This window comes from Mycobacterium florentinum (assembly GCF_010730355.1).
In the GTDB taxonomy this organism is placed as follows: domain Bacteria; phylum Actinomycetota; class Actinomycetes; order Mycobacteriales; family Mycobacteriaceae; genus Mycobacterium; species Mycobacterium florentinum.
Genome location: NZ_AP022576.1, coordinates 1,939,013 through 1,957,556 on the forward strand (window position 1 = coordinate 1,939,013; position 18,544 = coordinate 1,957,556).

The 18,544-nt window shown below is 66.9% G+C and carries 16 protein-coding genes and 1 pseudogene; 9 read left to right on the forward strand and 8 right to left on the reverse strand.

Annotated elements, in window-relative coordinates; all coding sequences use genetic code 11:
- Positions 1-29 precede the first annotated feature (29 nt).
- Positions 30-668, reverse strand: a complete 639-nt coding sequence (locus tag G6N55_RS09010; RefSeq protein WP_085226076.1) for a TetR/AcrR family transcriptional regulator — start codon at positions 666-668, stop codon at positions 30-32.
- Between the two features lie 116 nt (positions 669-784).
- Here G6N55_RS09010 and G6N55_RS09015 point away from each other — a divergent pair, with 116 nt between their 5' ends.
- A complete protein-coding gene (locus G6N55_RS09015; protein WP_085226074.1) occupies positions 785-2,266 on the forward strand; it encodes a cytochrome P450 in 1,482 nt (493 codons plus the stop codon).
- A gap of 9 nt (positions 2,267-2,275) precedes the next feature.
- Here the strand turns inward: G6N55_RS09015 and G6N55_RS09020 are convergent.
- Positions 2,276-2,773, reverse strand: a pseudogene (locus G6N55_RS09020) (homocitrate synthase); the annotation flags it as partial.
- Between the two features lie 341 nt (positions 2,774-3,114).
- On the opposite strand from G6N55_RS09020, the gene G6N55_RS30095 reads away from it, so the two are divergent.
- The 3 genes from G6N55_RS30095 (at position 3,115) to G6N55_RS29360 (ending at position 3,911) form a co-directional block, all read left to right on the forward strand.
- Positions 3,115-3,240, forward strand: coding sequence for a hypothetical protein (locus G6N55_RS30095; RefSeq protein ID WP_264000905.1), 126 nt, complete (start codon positions 3,115-3,117; stop codon positions 3,238-3,240).
- 105 nt (positions 3,241-3,345) lie between these two features.
- Positions 3,346-3,486: a hypothetical protein gene (locus G6N55_RS09025; RefSeq protein ID WP_163667248.1), complete on the forward strand. Its 141-nt coding sequence runs from the start codon at positions 3,346-3,348 to the stop codon at positions 3,484-3,486.
- A 254-nt stretch (positions 3,487-3,740) separates the two neighbouring features.
- Positions 3,741-3,911 carry a hypothetical protein gene (locus G6N55_RS29360; RefSeq protein ID WP_169718517.1) on the forward strand — a complete coding sequence of 57 codons (171 nt, stop codon included), beginning with the start codon at positions 3,741-3,743 and terminating at the stop codon, positions 3,909-3,911.
- A gap of 62 nt (positions 3,912-3,973) precedes the next feature.
- Here G6N55_RS29360 and G6N55_RS09030 read toward each other — a convergent pair whose 3' ends face one another.
- The 3 genes from G6N55_RS09030 to G6N55_RS09040 form a co-directional block, all read right to left on the reverse strand.
- Positions 3,974-4,939, reverse strand: a complete 966-nt coding sequence (locus G6N55_RS09030; protein ID WP_085226072.1) for an anti-sigma factor RsbA family regulatory protein — start codon at positions 4,937-4,939, stop codon at positions 3,974-3,976.
- 155 nt (positions 4,940-5,094) lie between these two features.
- Positions 5,095-6,555 carry a FadR/GntR family transcriptional regulator gene (locus G6N55_RS09035; protein ID WP_085227037.1) on the reverse strand — a complete coding sequence of 487 codons (1,461 nt, stop codon included), beginning with the start codon at positions 6,553-6,555 and terminating at the stop codon, positions 5,095-5,097.
- 33 nt (positions 6,556-6,588) lie between these two features.
- Entirely contained in the window at positions 6,589-7,782 is a 1,194-nt protein-coding gene (locus G6N55_RS09040) for a thiolase family protein (protein WP_085226070.1), read from the reverse strand.
- 78 nt (positions 7,783-7,860) lie between these two features.
- Here G6N55_RS09040 and G6N55_RS09045 point away from each other — a divergent pair, with 78 nt between their 5' ends.
- The gene (locus G6N55_RS09045) at positions 7,861-8,211 is read left to right on the forward strand and encodes a Zn-ribbon domain-containing OB-fold protein (protein ID WP_085226068.1); all 351 of its coding nucleotides are present in this window, start codon (positions 7,861-7,863) and stop codon (positions 8,209-8,211) included.
- Here the strand turns inward: G6N55_RS09045 and G6N55_RS09050 are convergent, their stop codons facing one another.
- Complete coding sequence (locus G6N55_RS09050) at positions 8,212-9,036, reverse strand: class I SAM-dependent methyltransferase (RefSeq protein ID WP_085226066.1); 825 nt, start codon at positions 9,034-9,036, stop codon at positions 8,212-8,214. It abuts the gene before it with no gap.
- A gap of 155 nt (positions 9,037-9,191) precedes the next feature.
- Here G6N55_RS09050 and G6N55_RS09055 point away from each other — a divergent pair, with 155 nt between their 5' ends.
- The gene (locus tag G6N55_RS09055; RefSeq protein ID WP_085227035.1) at positions 9,192-9,866 is read left to right on the forward strand and encodes a winged helix-turn-helix transcriptional regulator; all 675 of its coding nucleotides are present in this window, start codon (positions 9,192-9,194) and stop codon (positions 9,864-9,866) included.
- A 9-nt stretch (positions 9,867-9,875) separates the two neighbouring features.
- Here the strand turns inward: G6N55_RS09055 and G6N55_RS09060 are convergent, their stop codons facing one another.
- On the reverse strand, positions 9,876-12,041 hold the full coding sequence (locus G6N55_RS09060; RefSeq protein WP_085226065.1) for an acyl-CoA dehydrogenase: 2,166 nt from the start codon (positions 12,039-12,041) through the stop codon (positions 9,876-9,878).
- Positions 12,042-12,180: 139 nt separating this feature from the next.
- On the reverse strand, positions 12,181-12,939 hold the full coding sequence (locus tag G6N55_RS09065; RefSeq protein WP_085226063.1) for an SDR family NAD(P)-dependent oxidoreductase: 759 nt from the start codon (positions 12,937-12,939) through the stop codon (positions 12,181-12,183).
- A gap of 111 nt (positions 12,940-13,050) precedes the next feature.
- On the opposite strand from G6N55_RS09065, the gene G6N55_RS09070 reads away from it, so the two are divergent.
- The 3 genes from G6N55_RS09070 to G6N55_RS09080 are packed head-to-tail and all read left to right on the forward strand — an operon-like array spanning position 13,051 to position 18,438.
- Positions 13,051-14,580 carry an ATP-dependent DNA ligase gene (locus G6N55_RS09070; RefSeq protein WP_085227033.1) on the forward strand — a complete coding sequence of 510 codons (1,530 nt, stop codon included), beginning with the start codon at positions 13,051-13,053 and terminating at the stop codon, positions 14,578-14,580.
- Between the two features lie 36 nt (positions 14,581-14,616).
- Positions 14,617-16,884, forward strand: a complete 2,268-nt coding sequence (locus tag G6N55_RS09075) for a carbon starvation CstA family protein (protein WP_085226061.1) — start codon at positions 14,617-14,619, stop codon at positions 16,882-16,884.
- Between the two features lie 39 nt (positions 16,885-16,923).
- Positions 16,924-18,438 (forward strand): Hsp70 family protein, encoded by a 1,515-nt coding sequence (locus G6N55_RS09080; protein ID WP_085226059.1) that lies wholly within the window; start codon positions 16,924-16,926, stop codon positions 18,436-18,438.
- Positions 18,439-18,544: the final 106 nt, after the last annotated feature.

The window sequence follows — 18,544 nt, forward strand, 5'->3', positions numbered from 1 at the left end:
CGATACCGCCGGTAACGCGCTGGGCCGCGTTACCCGCGGCCGCCACCCCACAAGGAGTTCAGCCACAACTGCTCGAGCAGCCGGACGCGCCGGTCGAGGTCGCCGTCGCGGCCGATGAAGATCGGGTCGCCGGTCAGCATCAGGGAGGTGGTCCCGATCAGGGTGCGCACCAGCGTCGGGATGTCGTCGCTGATCGGATTCGCGGTCCCGGCCGCCATCTCCGCTTCGACGATCGCGACGATATCGCGCAGCACCACCTCCAACTGCTGCTCGAGCATTTTTTGGATTTCGACGTCGGTGTAGCGGGCGGCGTTGCAAGCCGTCATCACCGGGTCGTTGTGCGCGTAGACCGCGGCGGCGCTGCCGACCATCCGCTTGGCGAACTGCTCCGGCGACTCGTCGGGCTGACGGGGAGCGAAAAACTGCGTGAGTTCTTCAAGCTCCTGGGTGGCCTCCGCGACGATCTGCGCGAGCACCGCGTACTTGGAGTCGAAATAGAAGTAGAAGCCGGACCTGCCCACCCCGGCGCGAAGACTGATGGTGCTGACCGACAGCTCCGCGAAGGGCCGCTCCTGCAGCAATTCACGCACCGCAGCCATGATTGCCTGCCGGTGCTTGTCGCCGCGTCGCCGCGTCGCCGGCTCGCCCGGCTCCGCGTGGCTGCTCATCCCCTGACCTTGCACCACGCCACTCCAAAAGCAAACTTGACAGCCGTCAACTTTTTCCCGAAGGATAGTGGCAAGTGACGGATGTCACCAGCCCCGGGTCCGCAAAAGGAGCGTCCATGCCTGCCACCATCAGCACCCCGCACTACCTGCTCGACCAGGCAAAGCGCCGGTTCACACCGTCGATCAACAACTTCCCGGGCATGGGCATCGTCGAACGCAGGTTGCTGAACCATAAATTCCCGGAGCGCAAGCTCGCCGACCCGCCGCCGGGCAGCGACCTCAAAGCGGCCGTGGGCGATGCGGGACTGCCGGTCATCGGGCACATCATCGAGATGCTGCGCGGCGGACCCGACTATCTGAAGTTCCTCTACGAGACCAAGGGTCCGGTGGTCTTCGGGGACTCACCGGTGCTGCCGGGCATCGCCGCCCTGGGCCCGGACGCCGCGCAGGTCGTCTACTCCAACCGCAACAAGGATTTCTCCCAGCAGGGCTGGGTCCCGGTGATCGGGCCGTTCTTCAACCGCGGCCTGATGCTGCTCGACTTCGAAGAGCACATGTTCCACCGGCGGATCATGCAGGAAGCCTTCGTCCGTTCCCGGCTGGTCAGCTATGTCGAACAGATGGACCAGGTGGTCTCGAAGACGATCTCCAACGACTGGGTGGCCAACGACGCGCGCTTCCTGCTCTACCCGGCGATGAAGGAATTGACGCTCGACATCGCCTCGATGGTGTTCATGGGCCACGAGCCGGGCACCGACCACGACCTGGTGACCAAGGTCAACAACGCGTTCGCCATCACCACCCGCGCGGGCAACGCGATCATCCGCACCCCGGTGCCGCCGTTCACCTGGTGGCGGGGCCTCAAGGCGCGCGAGCTGCTGGAGAACTATTTCCGCGAGCGGGTCGCCGAACAACGCGCCAACCCGGGCACCGACCTGCTGTCGGTGTTGTGCCTGACCGAAGACGAGGACGGCAACAAGTTCTCCGACGAAGACATCGTCAACCACATGATCTTCCTGATGATGGCCGCACACGACACGTCGACGTCGACGGTGACGACGATGGCCTACAACCTGGCCAACCACCCGGAGTGGCAGCAGCGTTGCCGCGAGGAATCCGACCGGCTCGGCGACGGTCCCCTCGACATCGACTCGCTGGAGAAGCTGGAGTCGCTCGACCTGGTGATGAACGAGTCGATCCGGCTGGTGACACCCGTGCAGTGGGCGATGCGGCAGACGGTGCGCGACACCGACCTGCTGGGCTACTACATCCCCAAGGGCACCAACGTCATCGCGTACCCGGGTATGAATCACCGCTTGCCCGAATTGTGGAAGGACCCACTGAAATTCGACCCGGAACGGTTCACCGAGCCGCGCAACGAGCACAAGCGGCACCGCTACGCGTTCACGCCGTTCGGCGGGGGCGCCCACAAGTGCATCGGAATGACGTTCGGGCAGTTGGAGATCAAGACGATCCTGCACCGGCTGCTGCGCAAGTATCGGCTCGAGCCGCCCCGCCCCGGCTACAAGTGCGAGTGGGATTACGGCGGCATGCCGGTGCCGAAGGACGGCATGCCAATTCTGTTGCGCCCGCTCTGAACTCGGAAATCAGGCCATCAGTCGGTTCGCGCACGCGATCAGCGCGCGTAACGCCGACTGCGTCGGATCCTCGGACAGGCCCACTGCCCATTCGGCACGGATGCCGTCGCTGCCGCGGATAAACGTGGCGGTATACCCGTCCGAAGCCATCTGATGAAACTTCAATGTCTCGATCGCGATCCCGCGCTCGTGCAGCATCGCGGTGAGCGCGGCGATCGGCCCGCTGGCAGCGGCGGTCGACGTGCGGATGCAATCGCCGACGGTGATCATCGCCCGGAAATTGCGGGCCTGCGGACCGAGCCGCCCGGTGGGCCGATCGGTGTCGGCGCACACCCAGTGCCCCAGTCGCAGCGGGCCGGCGGTGTGGCCGTAGGCCGTCACGAAGTTTTCCCACGTCATCGCGCCGGCCTGTTCCCGCAGGCCGAGCGGTAGGGGGACCCCGAAGTTATCGCCGAACCACGCGTTGGCGTCGCGCCGGCAGGCGGGAACCCTGGTGGGATTGCGCTCCGAACGGGAGAACGGCCTAGAAAAGGGCTCGGAAGAGGGCTTTGTGCGGGGCTGGGTAAGAGGCACGGTGTCGGTCTTCTCTGGTCGAAAGGAGCGACCGACGGTAGTAGCTTCCGACCCACAGCGGGGGGTCGGTCTGGATCAGACCCCGCTGCGGGTGCTGGCTACTACGGCACTCTTCAGAAGACGCACGAACGCGACAGTAGACGCCGTTCGCGCGCTGGTGCAACTTCATTTCGGGCAGCGTGTCCCGCATTACACGCATAAAGCAGGTTTACACGTGTCGAATAGTGGCTATCCCGTCGTCGCCTCATCCCATTCCCCCGACGAAAGGCGCGACGATGAAGTCGAGGGCAGCCGAGAAGGCGCTTGACGCGGCGGCAATGGCGAGGGGGCTGATCGAGGTGTTGCTGGTACCGACGAGATTGTCCTCCGCGTGGGAACAGGTAGCGGCCGCACAAAACTGATCGATCAAACAGGTTTACCCGTGTCGAACAGCGGCTATCCCCTCGTCGCCTCAGCCGCAAGCGGCTTGCATCCCCTCAGATGAAAGGCAAACGACAATGAAGTCGATGACCGCCAAAAAGACCCTCAAGGTTGCCGCGGCGGCGGCCGGTCTGGTCGCAGTGATGCTGGTACCGACGGGATGTTCAACGGCGGTGGGCGGCACGGGTGGCAGCGGCGGGCTGACCATCAACCTCCCCAGCCTTTAGCGCGACGAACACCGGCGATCCGGCGCCAACCATCGCGTTGCCGCCGGGAGGTTTCTACCGCGTGAACAGCACTCTTTCCTGTCCGCGGCGCCCGCGACCTGCGGGATTTCCCCGATTACGTTGTGCCAGTACAGGTATGACAAAACAAATCGTGAGAAACGTCACGAAATCTGGTTTACACATGTGCAACAGGGGGCATGCGGAGATGTCCGTAACCGTAACGGCTATTTGTCCCCTCTCGGAAAGGCAAGACGATGAAGTCGCAATCCACCAAGAAAACCCTCAAAGCCGGCGCAGCCGCCCTCGGGCTGGCCGCAATGCTGATACTGCCGACTGGATGCTCGACCGCAGCGGGCGGCGCGGGCGGCGGCGGCGTTCTTGGCGGTAGCAGCGGCGGTACCTGCATATTGATCGTCTGCCTGTAACCGTTCGGGCAGGCGGCCCGCCGGGAACATAGGTTCCCGGCGGGCCGCCTTCCTTTTCAGCGTCAGCCGATTTTCCCGGCCGCAGAATTCAGCCGCAGGTAGGCCTGAATCGTCGTTCCGGTGCTGGCGGTGTGGGTGCGGACCAGATCCGAGATCGCGTTGACCAGAAACAACCCGCGGCTGGCCGGGCCGGTCGGGCCCGGGTCCAGGCGTCCCACCAGCGGGTCGTCGAGGCGCCCGTTGTCGCGCGCCTCGCACACCAGGTGATGGTCGTCGCGCCAAAAGGCCAGCCGGCACGCACCATCGGTGTACATCAGGCTGTTGGTGGCCAACTCGGTGGCGACCAGCTGCAGATCTTCGATGCCGTCCTGGGACAGCCCGACCCAGCCGGCATAGTTCACCGCGAACGACCGCGCCGGGCGCAGGTCCGCGGATTTGCGGACCATGTAGGTCACCGCGCCGGGATTAGCGGTTAAGGGCTGATTGCACCGCGCCAGCACGTCATCCGGCGCGTAATCGGCGCTGTGTTGCAGCGAACCGCATTTCCACAGCAGCGGATGAGTCGCGCGGGCGCCTGCCAGCACATCGTCGTCCAGCCGTTCCGCGTCGTAGAGACACAGCGCGCTGAGCTGCCGATCTTCAAACGCGCTGTTCACCAGCGCCTCGTGCTGCATGCAGGCCAGGAACTCGTCCGCACTGCGCTCGGGCCAGCAGACCTGGCTCACAATCCGCCCACGCCGGTCCGCGTTCTCCTCGACAAAGGAGCCCTCGAGCGCCAGAAACCGGCTCGGGTTGCGCGCCACCTCGGCGATGTCCACCAGCTGCAGCCCGGCCGTCGAGCGGTCGCCACCCAGCGCGGCGCGCAGCAAGCCCAAATAGTCACGCGGTACCGCCACGAGGACCGGCTCGTCCATCGCCAAGCCTTCGAGGACGAAGGGCACCACGACGTCCAGGTACTCCCGTTGCGAGTGATAGAGGAGCGCGGAATGAACGAAGGCTTGCCGCCCGTTCTCCGTGCTCCTCACCATTTCGGCGCTCCCGCTTTCCGTTACCAATGCCAACCCCCTGCTGGACCGGCTCCCCTTCGTATCCCCGCGCCCCATTGCCTTTCCCAATACCCCGCGCGTGCATTCCTTATGCAGAAAAGTCGTCACGAAACCGCCTCGGCTAGGCGGGATGTTCGTCACAGCCACCAAGAGGCGGCGGCGTCGAGATGACGGCGAATGCGGTAGCGCGCCAAGCTGTCGTCGCCCGCGGTGATCGCCTCGAGTATCCGCGAGTGCGCGTGCTCGACGGCGTCGACGTCGCTGCGGGCGGGCGGCTCCTGGCCGGTGCTGGTCCAGTGCCGGCGGAACAACTCCACGATGATCCGCAAAAACAGGTCCAACAGCGCGTTGCCGGCCAGTTGCGCCAGTCCGTGGTGGAACCGCAATTCCTCGGATGTCGCCTGACGGGCATCGTCGGCGGCGTGCGCAGTGCCGTCGAGCGCGGACCGGTGGGTATACAGGAAGGCCGCCACCTCGGGTTCGGCACGCCGTTTGACGACCTTGGCGACGTTGTCGATCTCGATGGCGTCGCGGACACAACGCAGGTCTTCGCGGCTCGGCTTTCGGTACTGCAGGTATAGCGCGATGGTGTCGATGCTGGCTTGGGCATGGGGCTTGGCGACGACCAGCCCGCCGCCGGGTCCGCGGCGCATCTGCGCGACCGAGTGATATTCGAGCAGTCGCACCGCTTCCCGTAACACCGCACGGCTCACCCGGTAGCGCTGAAGCAACGCCGTCTCGGTGCCGAAGACCGAACCGATCTGCCAGTCGCCGGAGCCGATCTCGTCGCCGATCGTGGCCGCAAGCACCTCGGCCAACTTGCCGCGTGGGACTTCCCCGTCGGCCTGCTCACGCCGGTGACCGGGTCGCGCGGCCCGGCCCGCACCTGGGTGATGCTCTTGCAGCCAGGCATTCACGGCTTCGACGTGCCGTTCGGACAGCGTCTTGGCCCGGGCCGAATCGCCGGCGGTCACGGCGGCCACGATTTCGCAGTGGTCGTGGTGCATGTAGTCGAGCGCCTCGATGGCCTCGCTTGCCGAGTCGGTGCGCGATCGCAGGGCGTAGCGGGTGGTGAGCCTCATCAACACGTCGATAAATAGTTGGAGCACCGGGTTCTTCGACTGCTCCGCCAGCGCGATGTGAAACTCGTCGCGCGGCGCCGGCAGACCCGGCCGCCAGTGTTCCTCCTCGCGCAGCACCGCACGCAACCGCTCGATGCCGGCTTCGTCGATCCGCTCGGCCGCAAGCGAGGCCGCCAACGGTTCGAGCACCAGCCGCGCGTTGAGCAGATCGGCCAGGGTGGTGCCCAGGTATTCGAGATAGATGACCACGGCGCGAGTTGCGGGTCCGGCGTCGGGCTCACTGATCAGCAGACCGCCGCCTGGTCCGCGGCGCATCCGGGCCACCCGATGGTGCTCGACGAGGCGGACGGCCTCGCGCAGCACCGACCGACTCACGCCATAGCGCTGTTGCAGGGCTTGTTCGGAACCCAGCGATTCGCCGACCGGCCAGCCGCGGCGAACGATGTCCGCCTCGATTTGGCGGGCAATCGTCGAGGCCAGCTTCTTTGTCCCGCCCGCGGGCGGGATGGGGCTTATCTGATGCTCAATACTGCTCTCCCACAAGCATTCTCAGCAGGTGAGCAGCATGCAACCCGCGACCGGACCCCCGCCCACGGAAACCACGCCTACCTCGGGGCGCTGCGTCACCTGCCGGTCGGCCGCCTCGCCGCGCAACTGCAGGCATCCCTCGTGCAGCGCCCAGTAACCGTGCATGCGCCCGGCCGAGAGTTGACCGCCGTAGGTGTTGAGCGGCAGCTGCCCGTCGCGGGCGATCCGCGCGCCGCCCTCGACGAACGGACCGGCCTCGCCGTCGCCGCAGATTCCCAGGGCCTCCAGCCAGGCAAGGGTGAGATAGGTGAAGCCGTCGTAAAGCTGGGCGACCGCAAGGTCGGCGGGTTTCAGCTCGGTGCGCGACCACATCTGCGCGGCCGCATCCGACATCGCCATCTTCGGGTAGTCGTCGCGGTGGAACCAGCCGCCCGCGCCGTCGGACCCGCCGATCGCCTCCACTCGCACCGGTCGGTGCGGGCAGTCGGGTCCGTATTCCGCGTTGGACACGACCACCGCGATCGAGCCGTCGATGGGCACGTCGCAGTCCAGCAGCCCGAACGGCGTGGACACCAGCCGCGCCCCCAGGTAGTCGGCCATGGTCATCGGCTCGCGGTAGACCGCAAGGGGATTCAGTGCGGCGTTGCGCCGGCCGTTGAGCGCCAACCAACCCAACTGTTCCTTGGTGGTTCCGTACAGGTCCATGTGGCGGCGGCAGTTCAGCGCCAACCAGTTCGCCGCGGAATATGCCTGGGCCGCAACGAGATCGTTGACATCATCCATCGCACCAACGGCGGGTTTCTCGGCACCCTCGGGAGTTTCGAACATGCGCGCCAGCGGCGCTGCGGGCGCGTTTTCCTCCTTCTTGACCGGCACTGTGCCGCCGAGCATTTGGATGGTCCGGTAGATCACGACGTGCCGGGCGCGTTTCTCGGACACCGCGCGGCATGCCGACATCACCGGGCTGAGCAGTCCGCCGGTACCGAAACCGCTGCCGCAGTCGGCCGCTTCGATACCCAGTTCGGCATTGACCTCCTCGGCCGGAGTGTCACCCAATGTCGCGATGCCGTCGATGTCGACGGGCGCCAGGCCGGCGTCGGCGATCGCACCACGCACCGCTTCCATCGTGAGGTCGCGCCCCGGGATGCCGGTCCGTCGGCCGATTCGGGAAATCCCGATACCGGACACGATCGCGTCTTTCTCGAAATACGTCATCCGCACCGCCCGTCAGAGGAGAACCCGTCGAACCAGCACCATACCCACACCGAACCAATAGAGTGTACTGTATTGCCCGTGTCAGCCGAGTCGACGTCACCGCTGCTCATCGAGCATTGCTCCGATTGCGCACGCTGGGTGCATCCCGCAACCGGGGAATGCCGGGAGTGTGGCGCCGCGTTGGTCGCCCGCCCGATTTCCGGAGCGGGCACGGTGTTCACCTACACGGTCAACCACCATCCGTACAACCCGGAGATCCCGGTCCCCTATGTGATCGCCATCGTCGAGCTGGCCGAACAAGCCGGGCTTCGGGTCGCCGCCAATATCGTTGACTGCGAACCGGATTCGGTGACGTGCGGGATGCCGGTCAGCATCAAGCCGGAGAAGGGCGCGGGCGGCGCGCCGTTGTTCGCACCGGCGGCCGGCTGATCAGCGCTTGCGGGCGGTCACCAGCAAGTACTCCCACTCCATCGTCGAGGACCCGGCCAAGTATCGGTCGCCCAGCTCGGCCAGCTGCGTGTCCAACGCGGCAACACGCTCAGGCTGGTCTGCGATACCTCGGTACGCGGCGAGCGTCGGCCCGTAATTCGCCTTGAAGAAGTCCCGGAAAGCTGCCCCATCGGCAAAGCAATCCACTTGCAGCACACGGCGTTCCGCGCTGAACTCGACGACGCGGTCTGACAGCAGCGCACGCACGTAATCGGACTCGCCCCACATCGTCGCGGGCTGCGCACCGGGTGGTGGCGCCGCAACGTAGGGCTTCATCGTCGCGAACATCCGACCAACGAATCCTTCCGGTGTCCAGCTGATCAACCCGATCGTCCCGCCGGGGCGACAGACCCGCACCAGCTCGTCGGCGGCGCGCTGGTGGTGCGGCGCGAACATCACGCCGATGCAGGACAGCACCGCGTCGAACCCGTCGCTCTCACACGGCAGCGCTTCGGCGTTGGCCTCGAGCCACTGCAGCTTGACGCCGCGGGTCCGAGCGATCGCTTGACCGCGGTCCAACAGGTCGGGGCACAGGTCGCTGGCCACCACATCGGCGCCGGTCAGCGCCGCCGGTATCGCCACATTGCCGCTGCCCGCGGCAACGTCGAGCACCCGGTCGCCCGCGCCGATCCCACTCGCCCGCACCAGTATCGGCCCCAGCGGTGCCGCCACCGCGTCGGCCACCGCGCTGTAGTCGCCCAACGCCCACACCGCGCGATGCTTGCTTTCTTCGGCAGTGCGGTCGGCTTTCGTTGCTGCGGTCATGATGGCTTTCCCTTCTGGTCGTTGGCCACCATCGTCAAACTGTCCGATGAACCGATTCCAGTGCCAGATCTGAACCCCTCGAGGTACACAATCTGTACTAGTCAATCCCTCCGCCAGGGCGTCTACTGAACACACGTGAGGTGGAAGGTGCCCAGATGTCGAAGTATGGTCAGTTCTGTCCGGTCGCCAAGGCGATGGAATTGCTCGACGAACGATGGACACTGCTCGTCGTGCGTGAATTGCTGCAAGGCAGTGCGCATTTCAACGATCTACGGCGGGGAGTGCCGAAGATGTCCCCGGCATTGTTGTCCAAGCGGCTGAAGTCGCTCAGCCGCGCCGGTGTTGTCGAGCGTACCGATGTCGACGGCCGAACCTCGTATGCGCTGACACCCTGCGGGCGCGAACTCGCGCCGGTGGTGGATGCGCTCGGCGAGTGGGGCCTTCGTTGGATGCCCGAGATCGGAGATGACGACCTGGATCCACACCTGTTGATGTGGGATATCCATCGTTCGATCTCCATCGATGAGTGGCCGCGGGCGCGCACTGTGGTGGCGTTCCACTTCACCGAGGTGGCGCTCAAGGCCTCGCGCTGGTGGCTGATGGTGTCCGAAGGAGCCTCGGACGTCTGCGATTTCGACCCGGGGTACGAGGTCGCAGCGACGGTCGAGACGCCCTTGCGCACGCTTACCGAGTTGTGGCGCGGCGACGTCTCGTGGTCACGCGCCATGCTGAGTGGCGCAGTGACGATCCGCGGAAGCGCCGCGGTTCGCCGGGCCGTGCCGGCCTGGATCGGTCAGTCACGATTGGCGGCGGTTCCCCGCCCAGCCTGACCGTCGGGGCTAGTTGATCAGCGGGTCACGCGGCATGCCGAGAATCCGCTCGGCGATCTGATTCCGGGTGACTTCCGAGGTACCGCCGGCGATCGCCATGCCGCGCGCGCCCATGATCAGCCGGCCCGGCGCCGCTCCAGCCCCGTCGACCAGCGCGACCTCGGGCCCGGTCAGGGCAGCCATGATCGCGGCGCCCTCCACCATGTGCTCGGCCAGCTTCAGCTTGGTCACGTTGCCTTCCGGCCCCGGTCCCGCCCCTTCGACGCTGCGGGCTACCCGGCGCAGGTTCAGCACCCGCAACGCGGTTTCGTTGGCAAGGTAGTACCCGACCCGAATATCCGCGCCCGCCAACCGATCTGAGTGCTGCTGGGCCAACTCCACCAGTGCGGTCGCCAAGCCCTCGTAGAACGACCCGCTGCCGCCGATGCTGACCCGCTCGTTACCCAGCGTCGCCCGAGCGACCGTCCACCCCGAGTTGGGTGTCCCGACGACGTCTTCGTCGGGAACGAACAGGTCGTTGAAGAACACCTCGTTGAAGTCCGAGCCGCCGGTGATCTGCCGCAACGGCCGCACCTCGACCTCGGGCGCCTTCATGTCGACGATCACCGTGGTGATGCCGGCGTGCTTCGGGGCATCCGGGTCGGTGCGCACCGTGGCCAGACCGCGCGCGCAGTAGTGCGCCCCGCTGGTCCACACCTTCTGGCCGTTGATCTTCCAGCCGCCCTCGACCCTGGTGGCCTTGGTCTTGATGGACGCCGCGTCCGAGCCCGCCTCGGGTTCGGAGAAAAGCTGGCACCAGATCTCGTCCTTGCGCAACGCCTTCTCGACGAATCTTTCGATCTGCCAGTCGGTTCCGTGCTGAATGAGGGTCAGGATCACCCACCCGGTGATGCCGTAGTCCGGGCGCTTGATGCCGGCCGCGCGGAACTCTTCCTCGATGACCAATTGCTCCACCGCATCGGCGGCCAGACCCCACGGCTTGGGCCAGTGCGGCATCACATAGCCGGTCGCGATCAGCTTGTCGCGTTGCGCCTGCTTGTCCAGGGCGGCCAGCTCGGCGGCGTCGGCGTGGATCCGGGTGCGCAGTTGCTCGGCCTCGGGCGGCAGATCCAGGCTGTTTTCCCGGACCGTGCCCGCGGCGGTGCGATTGAACACATCGCGGGCCGGGGTGTCGCCGCCGAACAGCGCCGACGTCACCAGCGCACGGCGCAGATGCAGATGCGCGTCGTGCTCCCAGGTGAAGCCGATGCCGCCGTGCACCTGAATGTTGAGTTCGGCATTGCGCGCATAGGCCGGAAATGCCAGTGCCGCAGCGACTGCCGCGATCAGGCGGAACTGCTCCTCGTCTTCGGAGGCCGCCCGCGAGGCATCCCAGACCGCGGCCGTCGCCGACTCCACCGCAACGAGCATGTTCGCGCAATGGTGCTTGACCGCCTGGAAGGTGGCGATGGTGCGGCCGAATTGCTGGCGCACCTTGGCGTAGCCGACAGCGCTGTCCACGCAATCGGATGCGCCGCCCACCGCCTCGGCGGCCAGCAGGGTCCGCGCCCGGGCGAGTGCCGATTCCCGCGCCCCCGCGATGATGTCGCCGGGGCGCACGCTGACGTTGGTCAGGCGGACGCGCCCGGAACGCCGAGTCGGGTCGAGGTTGTCGGGCACCTCGACCGACACCCCGGCGCGGCCGCGGTCCAGCAGCAGAATGTCGTCGCCGGCCGCGATCAGCAGCAGCTCGGCCAGCCCCGCCCCCAGCACCACGCCGGCCTCGCCCTCGGCGACACCGCCGTTGACCTGCACCCGGCTGTCCAGGCCGATGCCCGCGGTGACGGTCCCATCGATGAGGCCGGGCAGTAGCCGTGACTTTTGTTCGGCCGAGCCGTCTTTGGCGATCACGGCCGAGGCGATCACCGTCGGGACGAACGGACCCGGGGCAACCGCGCGGCCGAGCTCCTCGATGACCACGACCAGCTCGGGCAATCCGTAGCCGGAGCCGCCGTGTTCCTCGTCGACGTGCAGGCCGAGCCAGCCGAGTTCGACGATGTCGGGCCAGAACGTGGGCCGGCTCTCGTCGGGGCTGTCCAGCAGCGCGCGCGCCGCCGGGCGTGCCTTCTGCGACGTCAGGAATGCCCGAGCGACCTCGGCGAGCTCGCGATGGTCGTCGGTAAGTGCGATACCCATGGGGACCTCCCTCGCGCCAGTACCCGCCCCGCAGCGTTGCCGGGTGGTCGGCCGGCCCCGCTCCGAGGGGGAGCGGGGCGGCTGCCTAAAGAGTGTACTTATTGCGCTCGGGCCTCTAGCGGGCCCCTACACGGGGTCGCTACTTGGGCGCGAAGCGCTGTCCGGCGTCCAGCCGCAGGCACTGGCCGTTGAGCATCGGGTTGTCGACGATCGCCAACGCCAGCTTCGCGTATTCCTCGGGCCGGCCCATCCGCTTGGGGAAGGCCGCGTCGCGCGTCAGCGTCGCCGCCATCTCGTCGGGAACCATCGAGGTCAGCCCGGTGAGGAACAGGCTCGGGGCGATTGCCAGCGCGCGGATCCCCATCGATCCCAGGTCGCGGGCCATCGTCAGACACATGCCCGCGATCGCCGCCTTGGCGGCGGTGTAGGCGACCTGTCCGATCTGGCCTTCGAAGGCGGCGATCGAAGCGGTGTTGATGATGACGCCGCGCTCTTCGTCTTCGGGCTCGTTCTTGGCCATGTGCGCGGCGGCGAGCCTGCTGATGTTGAAGGTGGCGATCAGGTTGAGATCGATGACCGATTGGAAGGATTCGAGGTCGTGGGGGCCCGACTTGGTCAGCGTGCGCTTCGCGATGCCGCCACCGGCAGTGGTGACCACGACGTGCAGGCCGCCCAGCTTGTCGACCGCGGTCTGCAAGATCTCCTCGGTGCCAGTGAAGTCGGTGACGTCGACCGGGTAGAACGCGCCGCCGATACCCTCGGCAACCGCTTTGCCGTCGGAACCCTCGCGGTCGAAGATGGCGACATCCGCCCCGCGCTCGGCGAACAGTTCGGCCGTGGCACGACCCATCCCCGACGCGCCGCCGATGACGACGGCCTTCTTCCCATTGATCTCCATCCGGACGTCTCCTTTTTGGTTGTCAGATCCTGAGCAATCTGTAACGTTACGTTGGAACGCTAGCGTGTCCGCCCGGAAGGGTTGTCACCGAGCCATGCCAAGCTGACGATCGTGCTCCTTCTCGAGGTGGTAGCGACGTCGGCTGACGTCGGCGCCACGTCGTCCCGGCTGACCAAGGTCGCGCGCATCGCCGACCTGCTGACCCGCGCCGCACCCGTCCCCGAAGTGGTCGCGATCGTCGTGTCCTGGCTCTCCGGCGAGCTCCCGCAACGTCAGATCGGCGTGGGCTGGGCGTCCTTGCGGTCGCGCCCACCCGCGGCCGCCGAGCCGAGGCTCACCGTTACCGGCGTGCACGCCACCTTCACCGAGATCGGTGCCGTCGCGGGCAAGGGATCGCAGGCGCGCCGCGCCGGCCTGCTCGCGACATTGTTCGCCGCCGCAACCGAATCCGAGCAGACGTTCCTGGTCCGGCTGCTGTCCGGCGAACTGCGCCAGGGAGCCCTTTCCGGGATCATGGCCGACGCGGTGGCCAAGGCCGCCGACATCCCGCCCGCCGCTGTCCAGCGCGCGGCGATGCTGGGCGGCGATCTGCCCTCGGCGGCAGCCGCCGCCCTGTCCGGTGGCACGGTCGCGCTGCAGGCGTTCACCCTGCGGGTGGGCCGGCCGGTCGGACCGATGCTGGCGCAGACCGCGACCACCGTGGCCGACGCGCTCGAACGCCACGGCGGTGCAACGATTTTCGAGGCAAAGCTGGACGGTGCGCGGGTGCAGATCCACCGCGCCGGAGACGTGGTCACCGTTTACACCCGAAGCCTGGACGACGTCACCGCCCGGCTGCCCGAGGTGGTGGAGGCGACGCTGGCGCTGCCCGTCACCGACCTCATCGCCGACGGCGAGGCGATCGCGCTGCGGCCCGACAACCGGCCGCACCGCTTCCAGGTCACCGCATCCCGGTTCGGCCGATCGGTGGACGTGGCTGCGGCCCAAGCGGCGCAACCGCTTTCGGTGTTCTTCTTCGATGTCCTGCACCGCGACGGCGCCGACCTGCTCGACGCACCGACCACCGAGCGGCTGGCCGCGCTGGACGCGCTGGTGCCGGCCTCCCAGCGGGTGGACCGGTTGGCCACCTCCGATCCCGATGCCGCCGCGGCGTTCCTGGAGGCGACGCTGGCCGCCGGTCACGAAGGGGTGATGGCAAAGGCCCCCGGCGCGCCCTACCTTGCCGGCCGTCGCGGCGCGGGCTGGCTCAAGGTCAAGCCGGTGCACACGCTCGACCTGGTGGTGCTCGCCGTCGAATGGGGTTCGGGACGCCGCACCGGCAAACTGTCCAATATCCATTTGGGCGCCCGTGACCCGACAACGGGCGAATTCATCATGGTGGGAAAGACTTTCAAGGGCATGACCGATGCCATGCTGGACTGGCAAACGACGCGGTTCACCGAACTCGCCGTCGGATCGATGGATGGCTACGTGGTCGAGTTGCGGCCCGAGCAGGTCGTAGAGATCGCGCTCGACGGCGTGCAGAAATCGACCCGGTACCCGGGCGGTCTGGCGCTGCGGTTCGCCCGGGTCGTGCGCTACCGCGACGACAAGAGTCCGGCCGAGGCCGACACCATCGACAACGTCCGTGCGCTGTATTGATTCACCCCGGCGACCGGTCGCGCGTCGTCGTAGGGTTTGACCGTGACTGTGCACGACAGAGATGTCAGCTACATCCGCACCGATGACGACCTGCCGCCCGTCGCCATCATCGACCGCTCCCCCATCAGCCTCCGGCACAAGATCGTCTTCGGGATCATCGCGGTGATCGGTGCCGTCACCTGGGCGATCATCGCGTTCGTTCGCGGGGAACCGGTGAACGCGGTCTGGATCGTGATCGCCGCGATCTGCACCTACATCCTCGGCTTCCGGTTCTATGCGCGGTTGATCGAGATGAAGGTCGTCCGCCCACGCGACGACCACGCCACGCCCGCCGAGATTTTCGACGACGGCGCCGACTACGTGCCGACCGACCGCCGCGTGCTGTTCGGCCACCATTTCGCGGCGATCGCCGGCGCGGGACCGCTCGTCGGGCCGGTGCTGGCCACCCAGATGGGCTACTTGCCGTGCAGCATCTGGATCATCGTCGGCGCGGTTTTCGCCGGCGCCGTCCAGGACTACATGGTGCTGTGGATCTCCACCCGGCGCCGGGGCCGATCGCTGGGCCAGATGGCCCGCGACGAGCTGGGCAACATCGGCGGCGCCTCGGCGATCGTCGGCATCCTCGTGATCATGCTGATGATCATCGCGGTGCTGGCACTGGTGGTGGTGCGTGGTCTGGCCCAGAGCCCGTGGGGCGTGTTCTCCATCGCGATGACCATCCCGATCGCTATCTTCATGGGCTGCTACCTGCGGTTCCTGCGACCCGGGCGGGTGGGCGAGGTATCACTGATCGGCTTCGTGTTGCTGATGGCCGCCGTCGCGTCGGGCAATTGGGTCAGCGAAACCTCTTGGGGCGCATCATGGTTCACCCTGTCCGCGGTGACGGTCTCCTGGCTGATCACCATCTATGGCTTCGTGGCGTCGGTGCTGCCGGTGTGGTTGTTGCTTGCGCCGCGCGACTACCTGTCGACGTTCATGAAGGTCGGCGCCATCGCCTTGCTGGCGGTGGGCATCTTTATCGCGCACCCGCTCTTGCAGGCGCCCCCGGTCTCGCGGTTCGCCTTCAGCGGCGACGGCCCGGTGTTCCCCGGGGCGCTGTTCCCGTTCCTGTTCATCACCATCGCGTGCGGCGCACTGTCCGGTTTTCACGCACTGATCTCGTCGGGCACGACACCGAAGCTGCTGGAAAAGGAAAGCCAGATGCGTTTCATCGGCTACGGCGGCATGCTCACCGAATCGTTCGTCGCCGTGATGGCGTTGATCAGCGCGTCGATCCTGGACCAGCACGTGTACTTCGCCCTCAACGCCCCCGCCGCACAGACCGGCGGCACCGCGGCCACGGCGGCGCATTACGTCAACGGACTCGGCCTGTCCGGAGCTCCGGCGACCGCGGACCAGCTCAATCAGGCCGCCGCGGGTGTGGGCGAAAAGTCGATCGTGTCGCGCACGGGCGGAGCTCCCACGCTCGCGGTCGGCATGTCCGAGATCCTCTACCGCGTGTTCGGCGGCGCGGGTCTCAAGGCGTTCTGGTATCACTTCGCGATCATGTTCGAGGCGCTGTTCATTCTGACCGCCGTCGATGCGGGCACCCGGGTCGCGCGTTTCATGCTGTCTGACGCACTAGGCAACCTGGGTGGTCCGCTGGCCAAGCTGCAGAACCCGAGCTGGCGCCCGGGCGTGTGGGGTTGCAGCCTGGCCGTCTGCGCGGGCTGGGGCGGCATCCTGCTGATGGGCGTGACCGATCCGCTCGGCGGCATCAACACGCTGTTCCCGCTGTTCGGCATCGCCAACCAGCTGCTCGCGGCGATCGCGCTGACCGTGATCACGGTGATCGTCATCAAGAAGGGCCTGCTGAGGTGGGCGTGGATTCCGGGCGTCCCGCTGCTGTGGGATCTGACGGTCACGCTGACCGCGTCGTGGCAGAAGATCTTCTCCGCCGATCCGGCGATCGGCTACTGGTCACAGCACGCGCAGTATTCGGCCGCCAGGGATGCGGGTAAGACGGCCTTCGGGTCGGCCAAGAATGTCCACCAGCTCGACGAAGTCATCAGGAACACCTTCGTCCAGGGCACGCTGTCGATACTTTTCGCGGTCGTGGTGGTCATCGTGCTGGTCGCCGGAATTATCGTCTCGCTGAAGGTAATTCGCGGTGGCGGTAGGCCGTTAACCGAGGATGACCCGATACCGTCGAAGGTGTTCGCGCCCGCGGGCCTGATCGCCACCGCCGCCGAGCGGGAGGTGCAACGGCAGTGGGAGGCGCCCCGGGCAGCGCTGCCCGACGAACGCCACGCCGGACAACGCTAGAGTCCCCAAGTCGCCTGCACCGCCCTAAGATTGTGCGCAATGAGAGTCGGTATCGACTTCGGCACCACCCACACTGTCGTCGCGCTTGTCGACCGGGGTAACTACCCGGTCGTCTCGTTCGACGGCGTCGATGCCTGGCCTTCGCTGATCGCCGCCAATGCGGACGGGGAGCTGCGCTTCGGCGTGGACGCCGCCGCCGTGCGCCACGATCCACGGTGGTCGGTGCTGCGATCGATCAAACGCCTGCTGGGCGACGCCGGACCACAAACCGAGGTGACGCTGGCCGGCCGCAGCTACCGGTTGACCGAACTGCTCACCAGATTTCTGGCTCAGCTGAAAAGTGATCTGCTGCAGCGCTCGAACGGCAGCCTGACGCCGGGTGACACCATCGAGGCGGCCATCAGCGTGCCCGCCAACGCCTCCAGCGCCCAGCGCCTGTTGACGCTGGATGCGTTCGTGGCGGCGGGTTTTCACGTCGTCGCGCTGCTCAACGAGCCGTCCGCCGCGAGCCTGGAATACGCCCACCGATACCGCTCCACCATCACCGCCAAACGCGAATACGTCCTGATCTACGACCTCGGCGGCGGCACCTTCGACGCGTCGCTGCTCAAGATGACCGGATATTCGAACGAGGTGGTGATCAGCGAGGGCATCCAGCAGCTGGGCGGTGACGATTTCGACGAGGCGATTGTGCGGCTCGTCGTCGACGGCGCGAAACTGCGCGACGTGGGCGCCGGCGCTCTCGCCCTGCTTCGCGAGGAGTGCGCGGTGCGCAAGGAGGCCGTCGGGCCACAGACGCGCCGCTTCCTGGTGGACATGACGGGGATCGAGGACGCGGTCGATCGGCCGCCGTTTTCGTGCGGCATCGACGACGTCTACTCGGCGTGCGCGCCGCTGGTTACGCCCACGATCGACCTGCTCAACCGCATCCTGCACGGCGGCAGCACGGACGTGGCGTGGTCGGAGGTCGCCGGCATCTACGTGGTGGGCGGGGCCGGCGGGTTTCCGCTCATCTCGCGGATGCTGCGCGCCTCCTTCGGTGACAAGCGGGTCAAACGCTCACCGCACCCGTTTGCCGCCACCGCTATCGGCCTGGCCGTGTTCCTTGACAAAGAGTCCGGTTTCGCGTTGTCCGAACGCTTTTCGCGACACTTCGGCGTTTTCCGCGAGGCCGAGGCCGGCGCCGGCGTCGTCTTCGATCCGATCGTGGGCAAGGACGTCTCGCTGCCCGCCGACGGCGATACCCCGCTCGTGGTTCGACGGACATATCGGGCGGCGCACAACATCGGGCACTTCCGCTTCGTGGAGTGCAGTCGCCTGGTCAACGGCCGCCCCGACGGGGACGTGACCCCCTACGATCCGGTTCTCTTCCCCTTCGACCCCGCGCTCTACGACCGCGACGACCTCGGACGCCAGCCGGTTGGCCGGTGGACGGACGGGCCGGACGTCGAGGAGCGCTACGTCGTCGCGCCCAGCGGCGCCGTCGAGGTGACGCTCACGACGCAACCGGGCGGTTTCATGCGGACCTTCCGCCTGGAGCGCGCCGCCGGGTAGTAATCCGGCTTCATGACACGGCGGCGGCCGGCGAGACGCTTTGCTCGAAGCCGATCGAATTCGCCAGCTCTCCATGGTCTTTCGAATACGTGCGGTAGCCGGCCTC

Excerpts from the sequence above, each read along its gene's own strand:
- G6N55_RS09010 (WP_085226076.1), bottom strand. The coding sequence starts at position 668 with ATGAGCAGCCACGCGGAGCCGGGCGAGCCGGCGACGCGGCGACGCGGC.
- G6N55_RS09015 (WP_085226074.1), top strand. The coding sequence starts at position 785 with ATGCCTGCCACCATCAGCACCCCGCACTACCTGCTCGACCAGGCAAAG.
- G6N55_RS30095 (WP_264000905.1), top strand. The coding sequence starts at position 3,115 with ATGAAGTCGAGGGCAGCCGAGAAGGCGCTTGACGCGGCGGCAATGGCG.
- G6N55_RS09025 (WP_163667248.1), top strand. The coding sequence starts at position 3,346 with ATGACCGCCAAAAAGACCCTCAAGGTTGCCGCGGCGGCGGCCGGTCTG.
- G6N55_RS29360 (WP_169718517.1), top strand. The coding sequence starts at position 3,741 with ATGAAGTCGCAATCCACCAAGAAAACCCTCAAAGCCGGCGCAGCCGCC.
- G6N55_RS09030 (WP_085226072.1), bottom strand. The coding sequence starts at position 4,939 with ATGGTGAGGAGCACGGAGAACGGGCGGCAAGCCTTCGTTCATTCCGCG.
- G6N55_RS09040 (WP_085226070.1), bottom strand. The coding sequence starts at position 7,782 with ATGACGTATTTCGAGAAAGACGCGATCGTGTCCGGTATCGGGATTTCC.
- G6N55_RS09050 (WP_085226066.1), bottom strand. The coding sequence starts at position 9,036 with ATGACCGCAGCAACGAAAGCCGACCGCACTGCCGAAGAAAGCAAGCAT.
- G6N55_RS09055 (WP_085227035.1), top strand. The coding sequence starts at position 9,192 with ATGTCGAAGTATGGTCAGTTCTGTCCGGTCGCCAAGGCGATGGAATTG.
- G6N55_RS09060 (WP_085226065.1), bottom strand. The coding sequence starts at position 12,041 with ATGGGTATCGCACTTACCGACGACCATCGCGAGCTCGCCGAGGTCGCT.
- G6N55_RS09065 (WP_085226063.1), bottom strand. The coding sequence starts at position 12,939 with ATGGAGATCAATGGGAAGAAGGCCGTCGTCATCGGCGGCGCGTCGGGG.
- G6N55_RS09080 (WP_085226059.1), top strand. The coding sequence starts at position 16,924 with ATGAGAGTCGGTATCGACTTCGGCACCACCCACACTGTCGTCGCGCTT.